Consider the following 12675-nt stretch of genomic DNA (forward strand, 5'->3'; position numbering starts at 1 on the left):
CGGAGAAGTTATACAGAACAGAAGCAGGATTTGGAATGTGACATAACGTCGCACCCGATTCAATCCGAGCCCACAAGCTGATTTTGCCAGTTTGTCCGATGTATCAGCCAGAACAGCTTGCAGGATTAAACAAGGTCACTATCTTCAGGGATCGTATACTCAATGCATTGGAGCGAGGAGAACGGCCGACCGATATAGCAGCACGCTTTGGAGTGAGTCGAGTGTGGGTGTATCAGGTACGTGATCGCTTCTATAAGGAAGGCAAGCGCGGCCCATTGCAAGTAGGTGGATATCGGCGTTCCCGGGTTGCTCACATGGAACAGACACTTCGGGTGGATCAGGGAACAAGCCGATCTGAAGCTGGTGGAAATGTGCGAGCGTCTGTGCGAACAAGGCATTCAGATCAAAGCTCCAGCTTTGTGGCATCAGCTGAACAAATGGGGGCTGAGCTTTAAAAAAACACTACATGCCAGCGAGCAAGAACGCGCGGATGTGCAGCAGGCACGCAGTGAATGGCAGTACAAACAGCCTTACTGGGATGCATCCAGACTGGTGTTTCTGGATGAGACATGGGCAACGACCAACATGACACGTTTGCGCGGTTGCGCGCCCCGCGGAGAATGCTGCGTTATGCAGTGTGACTGCACCAATGGTTCAATGAATGGCGCATTATTTCTGGCATATATGCGTGACTTTCTATGTCCGACGCTGCGTCCTGGTGACATCGTTGTAGCTGACAATCTATCGAGCCATAAGGCAACGTGCGTGCAAGAAGCAATCGAGACAACAGGAGCAATAATCCGCTATCTGCCACCTTACTCCCCTGACCTCAACCCTATCGAAAAACTGTTCTCCAAATTCAAAGCCATGCTGCGCAAAGCAGCCAGACGCACCAGACAGACATTGTGGGACGAGATCGGCAGGATTATCGACACCTTTTCACCTGTCGAGTGCCAAAACTATTTCAATGCAGCCGGATATGTATGCAACTAAAACAAAAACGCTCTAATGATCGATGCCAGCCATTGCAAGGTTCACCCTCATGCCAATGGAGCCAAAGGGAGTAATCAGGATATGGGCCGAACAAAAGGGGCTCAACACCAAAATATATCTGGCCGTGGATGCGTATGGTATCCCGGTCAGAATCTTTATTACACAAGGTACCACTGCTGACTGCACACAGGCTGGCCGCCTGATTGAAGGAATCAGCGCAGATTATCTGCTGGCAGATCGTGGCTATGACAGCAATGCGATTATTGAGCAGGCAGAAAAACAGGCTATGGAGATCGTTATTCCTCCAAGGAAGAATCGCAAAATGCAAAGCTCTTATGATAAAGAACTATATAAATTGAGACATCTTGTTGAGAATGCCTTCCTGCATCTCAAAGGATAGCGAGGTGTTGCTACAGGATACGCCAAAAACACCTCTTCTTTCCTTACTGATGTACAAATCAGATGTATCGCCCTATGGGTATGTATCCCGTGACTACATAATCTAGCAGCCCGTCGAACTTAAGGTCTGAATGCAACGTAACCCATTGTTTTTACCAACACTGCTTGTCATTGGCATAAATTATGGTTCGTTATAAATCAATTGGTTGCGCGTTAAGTCCGACAAACCCCCAGTGCCTGTTAACACTAATTAAATGATCTACAACCAGAGTGAAATGGATGAAGAATCGGAAAACTATATCCAACTTGTCAAAGCGAGAGAAGATTCTTCTGAAACTCTTCAGGCGACGAAACAGTCGCTCCACCTCATTGCGCTTTTTGTATATTTCAACATCGTACTCCCAAGGCGACACACGATTTGCTTTTGGTGGCACCACTGGAATCATCCCCAGATCAAGTACCAACTGCCGGGTTTCATCCTCTTCGTACGCTTTATCCATAATCACGTGAGTGTCAGAGAACCCCTTATTCTCCAGGGTTTTCAGAAATTTTCGTCCTTCTGGCGCATCACCGGCCTGACCAGGAGATAACGAAAACACTACTGCGGTTCTGGCATCTGCCGCAACCAGGTGAATTTTGGTAGTCCAGCCCCTCATGATTTACCGATAGCTTGAACACCGTTTTTTTAGTGCACCAGTACCATCAGGATGGACTTTGATTATCGTACTATCCAGCGACATGTGATCCACTTCCAGCTGTATCAGTTTGTTTTGCTGGAGCGTGAGAAAAACCCGATCCAGGACACCATTCCTGGCCCAATGATTGGCGCGCGTATAAATACTGTGCCAATTGCCGAATTTCACAGGCAGACCGCGCTACTTACAACCGTGTTCTGCAACATACAGAATCGCGTTGAGCACTTCCAAATTCGAGAGAGTGACATTACCTCGTTGTATCGGCAGTAGATTTTCAATAAACTTGAATTGCGATGCATATATTTCCATCCAGCAACTCTAACAGAAATAGTGTTAACAGGGCCTAATAAAGAAGAGTTTATTTGAGTAAAAGGATAAGAAAGAAAAGGATGCTCCGGGCTACGCGAGGAGACTGAATTCGCAAGAGAAACTTACTAGTCCGGCTGATGCGGATCGGGCTGGCGCATCACACAACCGGCTTTCTCCAGAAAACCATCGTCATTGAATCTGATTGTCTCTCCCGGCTGAAACCCGGGGGGCACTTGCTGGGTTATCACATAGCGATTGCCATCATTTGCCAGCAAGCTGATTCTGTAATAAACAGGTTCGGTAATGTTCCTCTCGGAAGGAACGTAGCCGCTATTACCCGGGACATCGACTTCAGTAAAAAAACTTCCCCCATGTCTGCCCAAGGGAATTGCGACTATCCCTGAAATAAATGTATCCGTATTGCCACCATTGGCGGAGTTAAGCATGACGGGGGCGATGTGTTCCACTATTCCGCAATACTCAGCTGGAAGTCGTGCAGGGTCAATCGAGGTTCCGGAAGCATCGGTGCTGCGTATACGACGATAGGTTGACTGTTTCCGCCTGCCTGCACTCTCATCAATCTTATCGGGAGAGGAAGTAGTAACCGTTACACTAGATTTTCCCTGTTGACGGGGTTTTGAATACTCTCCGGCTATTTCCCGGCTGTTCACGATCTTGTCTTGCCGCGCGCTGGAAGCCAGCGTAACCCTCATCAATCCCGTATCAATCATCAAGAGCAGCACGGTGAATATCAGTTTGCCAAGCGAACCAGTAAACATAGTTGAACTCCATGACTCGGCGCAAACAAAGTCATATCGACAATCACACCCCGTGCTTGAGGAAGAATCCCGAGCCGCACCACGGGGTCATCACCTGTCGTCTAATCTTCCTTGCGTAACTGCGGAAACAGAATGACATCGCGAATGCTTGGAGAATCTGTCAGCAACATCACTAGCCGATCGATACCGATTCCCTCGCCTGCCGTTGGCGGCAATCCGTATTCCAGTGCCTGGATATAGTCGGCGTCATAGTGCATCGCCTCCATATCACCTGCCTCTTTAGCTCTGGCCTGTTCAAGGAAGCGACTGGCCTGATCTTCAGGATCATTCAACTCGGAAAAGCCGTTCGCAATTTCCCGCCCGGCAATATAAAGCTCAAAACGATCCGTAATCTCCGGGTTTTGATCATTGCGGCGTGCCAGGGGCGATACCTCGGCTGGATAATCAACGATAAATACGGGTTCAAACAGCAAGTGTTCGGTTGTTTCATCGAACAGAGCCAGTTGCAGTCCGCCGACTCCGCTGCCGGGATTGAATCCAATTCCCTTCGCCTGCAAAATCTTGATTAAATCATCTCTGCTGTTAAGTTGCGCTTCGGAATATTCAGAGTGGTATTTCAGGATAGCTTGCGTGACAGTCAACCGGGCAAAAGGTCGGGCAAGATCCATTTCGCGCTGCTGATAGACGATGCAAGTGGTTCCCAATACTTTCAGTGCAACTTCACGCAGCATGGATTCCGTCAGATCCATCAGGTAATGATGATCCTGATAAGCCTCATAAAACTCCAGCATAGTGAATTCCGGATTATGACGAGTGGATATACCTTCATTCCTGAAATTACGATTAATCTCAAAAACTTTTTCCATACCACCCACTACCAACCGCTTCAGGTAAAGTTCCGGTGCGATACGCAGATACAGCGACATATCCAGTGCATTATGATGCGTAACAAAAGGTCGCGCAGTAGCTCCTCCTGGAATGGAGTGCATCATCGGTGTTTCAACTTCAAGATAGCCTCGGTCAACAAGAAGTTCACGTACCGCCTGAATAATTTTTGAGCGAACCAAGAACACCTTGCGTGTTTCTTCATTTGTAATCAGATCAAGGTAACGCCGCCGGTATTTCTGTTCCTGATCAGTAAGGCCATGAAATTTCCCCGGTAACGGGCGCAAGGATTTAGTCAGAAGACGAAGCCGGGTAACCCGTAATGACAATTCGTCCGTCTTGGTTTTGAACAAAATACCTTCCGCGCCGAGAATATCCCCCAGATCATAATGCCTGAATGCTTCGTGAGCGGATTCTCCGGTATGATCATTGGAGATATAGAGCTGTATCCGTCCGCTCATATCCTGGATCGTTGCAAAGCTCGCCTTTCCCATGACACGCTTAAACAACATGCGCCCTGCGACTTTTACTTTAACCTGCTCACTTTCCAGTTCTTCTCTTGAATCATTATCATACTTTTCATGCAGGTCATGAGCCAGGCTGTCCCGACGATAATCATTCGGAAAAGCATTGCCGATCTGGCGCAACGCAGTCAATTTTGAATAACGCTCTGCAATAAGGCTGTTTTCATCCTGGGAAATACCGGATGTATCTTCCTGGGTCATATCTATTCCAAATTTTATGTAATTTTTATTGGTATAAAATCTCTCTGTATCGTACCAAGCGGCACGGATATCCTGGAGCCGCTGCCGTATGCGTAATCAACGTGTATTATATAGTTACTTTGCCTGCTCCATTCTAGCGGGCTCACGAAAAACCATCTGGCAGGAAACTTACAGTTACACGGCATCGCGCGCTGCCTGGGCACATATTCCGATCTATGTACTGTCATTTATCCCATGGGAACAATCAACATCTCATTGAATTTAACTGAAAAATATCTGTGAACACGCCTTCAGCCCCTGCTCATTTCATTCGTAATATTATTGAAGAAGACAACCGCACCGGCAAATGGAACGGACGCGTAGAAACACGTTTCCCACCCGAGCCAAATGGCTATCTGCATATCGGCCATGCAAAAAGCATTTGCTTGAATTTCGGGCTTGCGCTCGAATATAACGGCGCCTGTCATCTGCGATTCGACGATACGAACCCGGAAAAAGAAGCCCAGGAATACGTCGATGCCATTATAGAATCGGTCCACTGGCTGGGCTTCGACTGGCAGGAACATCTTTACTACGCTTCCGATTATTTTGATCAGCTATATGAATTCGCAGAATATCTGATCACGCAAGATAAAGCGTATGTGGACAGCCTATCAGCAGACGAAATCCGCCGGTTACGTGGAACCTTGACTGAAGCAGGCACGAACAGCCCTTATCGTGATCGCCCGGCAGCCGAAAGTCTGGATTTGTTCCGGCGCATGCGTGCAAGAGAGTTTCCCGATGGGGCGCATGTGCTGCGCGCGAAAATTGATATGGCATCCCCCAACATCAATCTGCGTGATCCAGTTATCTATCGTATCCGCCATATCCACCACCAGCGCACGGGCGATAAATGGTGTATCTACCCGATGTACGATTACACCCATTGTATTTCCGATGCTTTGGAACGGATCACGCATTCCCTTTGCACACTGGAATTTGAAGATCATCGGCCACTGTATGACTGGATACTAAATCAGTTAAGTGAAAAAGTTCCCTGCCACCCGCAGCAGATCGAATTTGCGCGACTCAATCTGACTTACAGTGTCATGAGCAAGCGCAAACTGATCGACCTGGTAGAGAATAAACTGGTAGATGGCTGGGACGATCCACGCATGAATACATTGGCAGGCCTGCGCCGCCGGGGCTATACACCAAAATCAATCCGCTTGTTCGCGGAACGAATTGGCATCAGCAAGGCAGATTCCTGGATTGACATGACGGCACTGGAAGATTGTTTGCGTGAAGATCTTAATGAAAGTGCCCTGCGCCGCATTGCTGTCCTTGATCCGGTGCTGCTGGTCATTGATAACTTTCCAGATGATCAGAAGGAACCCTGCTATGCGCCCAATCATCCAAAAAAACCAGAGCTTGGTACACGCGAACTACCGCTGACAAAACAGCTTTATATCGACCGTGAAGACTTTATGGAGGTGCCAGACAAAGGTTTTTTCCGCCTGACACCTGGGGCAGAAGTGCGGTTACGTTATGCATATATCGTAAGATGTACACACCTTGTCAAGGATGGTCAGGGAAAGATCCTGGAGATTCACTGCACTTACGATCCCGCTACCAAAAGCGGCACTGCCGGGGCTGAAACCCGAAAAGTCCGTGGCAATATCCACTGGCTGTCGGCCACTTATGCCAAGGCTGTTGAAATCAGGTTATATGACCGCCTGTTCAGCGACTCACATCCCGACACGGAAGGCAAAGATTTCAAAACCTCGTTAAATCCGGATTCCAGGAAAATTATTACCGGCTACATCGAGCCTTCTTTGCTTGAAACGCAAGCAGAACAACGTTTTCAGTTTGAGCGTCATGGCTACTTTGTAGCTGATCTGGCAGATACCAAGCCGGGAAAGCCGATATTCAATCGAACCGTATCACTACGCAATACCTGGGTGAAAATCACGGACAAATCGGAGCACAGTGGATAACCAGCAATTGCATGAATTACATTTGCATATATGACAAATCATCAGGGCATTCACTAAAAAGAACCTTTCTTATTTCACAACCAGATTATTTTCTTGTTATACTTGCCCCTTATTCCAACAACATGAATTGAAACATGTCCTTAAAACACATTGTCATTCTGTTGCTCGGCGCAGGTATGATAGCTGGATGCAGCTCGGTTCCCAAAGATTCAACGCGTGATGAAATTTCACGATATTCACATAAACCCGGATTTGCGATTCCTCAGGGAATTCTGGAAAATGATCCGTTTTTCGTGCGGAATCGTCTGTACAGCCAATATCAGGAATGGCGTGGCACACGCTATCGGCTGGGAGGCACAGATCACACTGGAGTAGATTGCTCTGCACTTGTCAGAATTATCTTCAAGGAAGAATTCGGCTTCACATTACCCAGAACAGCACTTTCTCAGGCAGAATTTGGTGAAAAAATCAGTCGGGATGAGCTTATGCCGGGAGATCTAATATTTTTCAAAACAGGTGGACGTTCCTGGCATGTAGGAATCTATCTGGATAGCAAGAAATTTCTTCATGCCTCATCCAGTCAAGGCGTCACTATATCCAGCCTAGATAATACCTACTGGAAATCCAGATACTGGAAATCAATCAGGATATAAAAATCATACTGCCACCTGTCATATCCGGAACGAATGCTTATTCAGGTTCCATACAGGCGTCTTTCCAGCCGCATCTGGTTGATAATTGATGCGCTGATCTCTTCTATTGATACTCCGGTAGTATCGATAAACGGGATATTAAACTGCTGGTACAACTCATTCTGCCACTGAAGTTCATGCTGGCATTCAACGAATGAAGCATAATGACTGCCCGGATAACGCCCCACGCGAACAGCCTGAAGCCGTGACGCGCTCAACGTCAATCCAAACAATTTCTCACGCAGCGGCTGCAACAGTGAAGGAAGACGCATGGCTCCCATATCTTCTGGCGTAAACGGATAATTAGCGGCAAGTACGCCATACTGTAAAGCCAGGTACACGCATGTCGGGGTTTTGCCAGAACGCGATACGCCTACTAGAATCACGTCGGCATCGGCAAGAACTTTGGAATTACTGCCATCATCACTGTTCAACGCATACTGAATCGCAGCAATACGTCGGAAATAGGAAGCATCCTGGCCAAGAATATGGGAGCGTCCGGGTATGCGCACGGGCGACTGTTGCAGCGCCGCTTCCAGCACACCAAGACAGGACTCAAAGAAATCAATAAGATAGCAATCGGCCTGACGGACAGAAGCGAGGATAACCGGATCCAGCAATGTGCTAAATACTAATGGCGGCTGGTCCTCCTGCTTCGCAATTGTATTGATACGATCAATGATCTCCTGAACCTTGGCTGCACTATCCAGGAAAGAAGCATAGTGCTTCTTCCATTCTATTCCATCGAACTGGGTCAACAGACTATGACCCAGTGTTTCCGCTGTAATGCCGGTACGATCAGACAGGAAAAAAACGCTGCGTTGTAGTTGTAACATCGCCCTACTGCTCCTGGCTCGCCAGATGCAACCAGGTGCTCACCACCGTATCCTGGTTAAGAGAAAGGCTGCTGATCCCCTGCTCAACCAGCCAGCGCGCAAAATCCAGATAATCGGAAGGCGCCTGGCCGCAAATGCCAATATATTTCCCCTGTTTATGGCATGCGTTAATAGCCATTTCCAGCAACCGCTTTACAGCCAGGTTACGTTCATCGAATAAATGGGCAACTAACCCCGAATCACGATCTAGCCCGAGTACCAGCTGGGTCATATCGTTAGATCCGATGGAAAATCCATCAAAGTATTCGAGAAACTCTTCAGCCAACACAGCATTGGAAGGAATCTCACACATCATGATCAAGCGCAATCCGTTGCTTCCGCGTTTTAATTCATTAGCCGCCAGTAATTCTGTAATCTGCCGCGCCTCCTCTAAGGTTCGACAAAAAGGAACCATCACCTCAACATTGGTAAAGCCCATTTCACCACGCACCTTGCGTAAAGCCAGACACTCCAGCTCAAAGCAAGCACGAAAAGAATCGGCAAGATAACGCGAAGTACCGCGAAATCCGAGCATTGGATTTTCTTCGTGCGGCTCGAAACGATCGCCTGCAATCAGATTGGCATATTCATTGGATTTAAAATCAGATAAGCGCACAATCACCGGATGCGGGTGAAAAGCCGCCGCCAGCGTGGCAATTCCTTCCACCAGTTTCTCAATATAGAACGATACCGGATCAGGATAACCCGCCGCTCGCTCGCTGACAGACGCTTTCAGAGCGTTCGGAAGTGCATCAAATTCCAGTACAGCCCGGGGATGAATACCAATATTATTGGCAACGATAAATTCCAGGCGCGCCAGCCCCACTCCATGATTGGGCAGTTGCGAAAATGCAAAAGCCTGTGCAGGATTTCCAATATTCAGCATAATCTTGACCGGCAATTCGGGCAGCTTACTGATCTCTGAACAAGTATGTTGAAAAGGAAGCAGGCCTTCATACACAAAACCAATATCTCCTTCCGCGCAGGATATAGTTACTATCTGACCATCGCTGATTTTTGTTGTAGCCTGTTCACACCCGACCACTGCCGGAATACCCAGCTCCCGCGCAATAATCGCCGCATGACAGGTGCGCCCGCCACGATTGGTCACAATCGCTGCGGCACGTTTCATGATCGGCTCCCAATCCGGATCAGTCATATCTGTTATCAGCACGTCACCCGGTTGAATCTCCGCCATCTGCCCGGCATTCATAATGACTCGCGCTGTTCCCTGCCCAATCTTCTGACCGATCGCACGCCCCTGCACCAGCACCGGACTCCGTTCGCTCAGATAAAATTGTTCTACTGATTGCTCGGCACGGCTTTTCACTGTCTCCGGGCGAGCCTGGACAATATAAATTTGTCCATCTATTCCATCCAGCACCCATTCGATATCCATTGGCCGGTTGTAGTGCTGCTCGATAATAACTGCCTGCCGGGCCAATGATTCAATTTGCTCATCGGACAAACTGAAACGCTGGCTTCGTTCCAGCGATACTGGTTGTACCACGGTCGCCTGCCCTGCCTGCTCATTGTTATAGATCATCTCTGTTGCCTTGGCTCCCAACCGGCGGGAAAGAATTGCGGGCAACCCAGCCTCAAGATTAGGTTTATAAACGATAAATTCATCCGGGTTGACTATTCCCTGCACAACGGTTTCTCCCAAACCATAAGCAGAGGTAATAAACACCACATCCCGAAAGCCGGATTCAGTATCCAGTGTAAATATCACACCACTGGCACCTTTATCGCTGCGCGCCATCCTTTGTACGCCTGCAGATAAGAACACCTGATTATGATGAAATCCATGATGGGTCCGATAGGAAATCGCCCGATCCGTATAAAGTGAGGCAAACACTCTTCTGAGCGCATTGAACAGGTTATCAAGTCCCTGCACGTTCAGCAGCGTCTCCTGTTGGCCAGCAAAGGATGCGTCTGCCAGATCCTCAGCTGTTGCCGATGAACGCACCGCAAAGGAGACCTCATCGCCCGAATCGGCAATGAGTTTCTGGTATGCCTGAGTCACCGCCTTTACCAGATCATCCGGCAGCGTAGCAGCAAGCAGCCAAGAGCGAATCTGTTTACCTGCAACGGCCAGCGCCGCCACATCATCCACATCCAGTGGTGTCAATAATTGATTGATGCGGTCATTCAAATCATTGACCCTGAGAAATTCACAATAAGCGTATGTTGTCGTAGCAAATCCACCAGGCACTTTCACCCCGGCGCGAGAAAGATTTCCGATCATCTCCCCCAGCGAGGCATTCTTGCCCCCTACGCTTGCTACATCGTTCATATCTACCTGATCCAGCCACAAAATATAATCAGGATGACCAGCCATAATTTACCCCCATCGAAAAACAGAACGGATACGATAACATCTGCGCTCTGTCGTCTTCTTTTATCAAAACAAATAACCCGAATAAGCTTTGGATTGCTATCTGTCTGCGGGTCGAACAAATATCGCGGCAGCAACATGCCTCCCTTCAGATGACAGGATATTGTAGGTTCTGCATGCTGCCTGCGTATCCATCGTCTCGAATCCGATTCCGCGAGCCAGTATTTTTTTTATCAGCGATGCATTTGGAAACTGCAATGACATTCCTGTTCCAAGCAAAATAATCTCCGGCTGTACTGCCAGCAATGGATCAAAATGCTCCATTTCCAACTGGTTAATACTGCTTACCGGCCAGTGCTCAACGATCTGTTCCGGCAGCACGATCATGCTATCTGTATACCGCACCTGATTGACCGCAACATAACCGTCTCCGTAGCCAGAAAAAATGTTCAAACCGGAGTTATCCGAAAGATGTAATTTCATGTAAATCCCTTCGTAACGAAAAATTCAGTTTTGATCCAACTGGATAATCAGCCCAACCATTTTCATTTCAGGACACCTCTAACAATTACAATTGGCTTTCCAGACAAACAGCAACATTGTCCGGTACTCCTTGCCTCATCTATCTATTTGACAGCTCTCATTGCTGCGCTCCATACGCCTTGCACCTCATCCCGCACCCCCGGTTTTTAGAAATGCCCCTTAATAAAAATCAGCGTAACATGGTATGCTTTTTCCGTATTAAATAGAATTTTCTCTATCCGTCCATGCAATCCATCAAAAAATCCAGCAAACTCAACCATGTCTGCTATGACATACGGGGACCTGTTCTCGATCGCGCCAGACAGATGGAGGAAGAAGGTCATCGTATCATCAAGCTCAATATCGGCAATCCCGCATCCTTCGGGTTTGAAGCGCCGGACGAGATCTTGCAGGATGTCATCCAGAACCTTTCTGCCGCATCCGGTTATTGCGATTCCAAAGGGCTATTCGCTGCTCGTAAAGCGATCATGCACTACACACAGGAAAAAAATATCGCCAACGTGCAGATGGATGACATCTACGTCGGGAATGGCGTATCAGAACTGATCATGCTGGCTACCCAGGCGCTGCTGGAAAATGATGATGAAGTGCTGGTTCCTTCGCCGGATTATCCCTTATGGACGGCCGCTGTCTCCCTGGCGGGTGGAATCGCACGGCATTATATATGTGACGAACAATCTGACTGGCTACCAGATCCGGAGAACATAAAAGCCAAGGTCAACAGCAGAACCCGGGCAATCGTCATTATCAACCCCAACAACCCCACTGGCGCACTGTACCCGGATGATTTGTTGCGCGATATCATCGAAATTGCCCGACAAAATAACCTGATCATTTTTGCTGACGAAATCTACGACAAAATCCTTTATGACTCTGCCCACCATACTTCGATTGCTTCGCTGGCCAATGATGTTCCGTTTGTAACATTCAACGGCTTATCCAAAAATTATCGTGCCGCCGGCTTTCGTTCCGGCTGGGCAATTGTCTCCGGCGACAAAACACGCGCACGGGATTACATTACCGGGCTCAATATGCTGGCATCCATGCGTTTGTGCGCCAATGTTCCAGCACAATTCGGCATCCAGACTGCACTGGGTGGCTATCAAAGTATTCACGATCTCACCATGCCCACCGGGCGACTGAAGCGTCAGCGTGATCTGGCCTGGAAATTGCTCACCGACATTCCGGGCGTAACCTGCGTTAAGCCCCAAAGCGCACTGTATCTATTCCCACGGCTGGATCCCGCCTATTATCCAATTGCAGATGATGAACAATTTGTACTGGATCTGCTGCTGGAAGAAAAGGTGCTGATCGTTCAGGGAACCGGATTCAACTGGTCGCAGCCCGATCATTTCCGGATTGTATTTCTGCCTAACAGTGACGACCTGACCGAAGCCATCGGCCGTATTGCACAGTTTTTAGGCCGCTATCGCGCTCGTCACGGCTGCTAATCCTGCAGCCAGGAA

The 12675-nt window shown here is 48.3% G+C and carries 10 protein-coding genes and 3 pseudogenes; 7 read left to right on the top strand and 6 right to left on the bottom strand.

The window, feature by feature from the left end; translation table 11 throughout:
• Positions 1–98 precede the first annotated feature (98 nt).
• The 4 genes and pseudogenes from BM331_RS09710 to BM331_RS09725 form a co-directional block, all read left to right on the top strand.
• On the top strand, positions 99–455 hold the full coding sequence (locus BM331_RS09710; RefSeq protein WP_074929169.1) for a helix-turn-helix domain-containing protein: 357 nt from the start codon (positions 99–101) through the stop codon (positions 453–455).
• A gap of 7 nt (positions 456–462) precedes the next feature.
• Positions 463–622 (top strand): annotated as a pseudogene (locus BM331_RS12450) (IS630 family transposase); the annotation flags it as partial.
• A gap of 35 nt (positions 623–657) precedes the next feature.
• The gene (locus BM331_RS12455; protein ID WP_442753235.1) at positions 658–993 is read left to right on the top strand and encodes a transposase; all 336 of its coding nucleotides are present in this window, start codon (positions 658–660) and stop codon (positions 991–993) included.
• A gap of 12 nt (positions 994–1005) precedes the next feature.
• A pseudogene (locus tag BM331_RS09725) lies at positions 1006–1486 on the top strand (IS5 family transposase); the annotation flags it as partial.
• Positions 1487–1583: 97 nt separating this feature from the next.
• Here the strand turns inward: BM331_RS09725 and BM331_RS11665 are convergent.
• The 3 genes and pseudogenes from BM331_RS11665 to lysS form a co-directional block, all read right to left on the bottom strand.
• Positions 1584–2396: pseudogene (locus tag BM331_RS11665) on the bottom strand (IS5 family transposase).
• A 125-nt stretch (positions 2397–2521) separates the two neighbouring features.
• Positions 2522–3175, bottom strand: a complete 654-nt coding sequence (locus BM331_RS09740) for a hypothetical protein (protein WP_074929173.1) — start codon at positions 3173–3175, stop codon at positions 2522–2524.
• 101 nt (positions 3176–3276) lie between these two features.
• On the bottom strand, positions 3277–4785 hold the full coding sequence (gene lysS, locus BM331_RS09745; protein WP_074929175.1) for a lysine--tRNA ligase: 1509 nt from the start codon (positions 4783–4785) through the stop codon (positions 3277–3279).
• Positions 4786–5063: 278 nt separating this feature from the next.
• Between lysS and BM331_RS09750 the strand changes: the two genes are divergently transcribed.
• Together BM331_RS09750 and BM331_RS09755 are read left to right on the top strand one after the other, a co-directional pair.
• Entirely contained in the window at positions 5064–6761 is a 1698-nt protein-coding gene (locus BM331_RS09750) for a glutamine--tRNA ligase/YqeY domain fusion protein (protein WP_074929177.1), read from the top strand.
• Positions 6762–6895: 134 nt separating this feature from the next.
• Complete coding sequence (locus BM331_RS09755) at positions 6896–7414, top strand: NlpC/P60 family protein (RefSeq protein WP_074929179.1); 519 nt, start codon at positions 6896–6898, stop codon at positions 7412–7414.
• Between the two features lie 41 nt (positions 7415–7455).
• On the opposite strand, the gene BM331_RS09760 is transcribed toward BM331_RS09755, so the two are convergent.
• From BM331_RS09760 to BM331_RS09770, 3 genes are all read right to left on the bottom strand, one after another.
• Positions 7456–8289 carry a pyruvate, water dikinase regulatory protein gene (locus BM331_RS09760; RefSeq protein WP_074929181.1) on the bottom strand — a complete coding sequence of 278 codons (834 nt, stop codon included), beginning with the start codon at positions 8287–8289 and terminating at the stop codon, positions 7456–7458.
• Between the two features lie 4 nt (positions 8290–8293).
• Positions 8294–10669 (bottom strand): phosphoenolpyruvate synthase, encoded by a 2376-nt coding sequence (ppsA, locus tag BM331_RS09765; protein ID WP_074929183.1) that lies wholly within the window; start codon positions 10667–10669, stop codon positions 8294–8296.
• Positions 10670–10765: 96 nt separating this feature from the next.
• A complete protein-coding gene (locus BM331_RS09770) occupies positions 10766–11149 on the bottom strand; it encodes an Mth938-like domain-containing protein (protein WP_074929185.1) in 384 nt (127 codons plus the stop codon).
• A 284-nt stretch (positions 11150–11433) separates the two neighbouring features.
• On the opposite strand from BM331_RS09770, the gene BM331_RS09775 reads away from it, so the two are divergent.
• Entirely contained in the window at positions 11434–12660 is a 1227-nt protein-coding gene (locus BM331_RS09775; protein WP_074929187.1) for a pyridoxal phosphate-dependent aminotransferase, read from the top strand.
• Positions 12661–12675: the final 15 nt, after the last annotated feature.

It is taken from the genome of Nitrosomonas eutropha, assembly GCF_900116685.1.
GTDB lineage: Bacteria > Pseudomonadota > Gammaproteobacteria > Burkholderiales > Nitrosomonadaceae > Nitrosomonas > Nitrosomonas eutropha_A.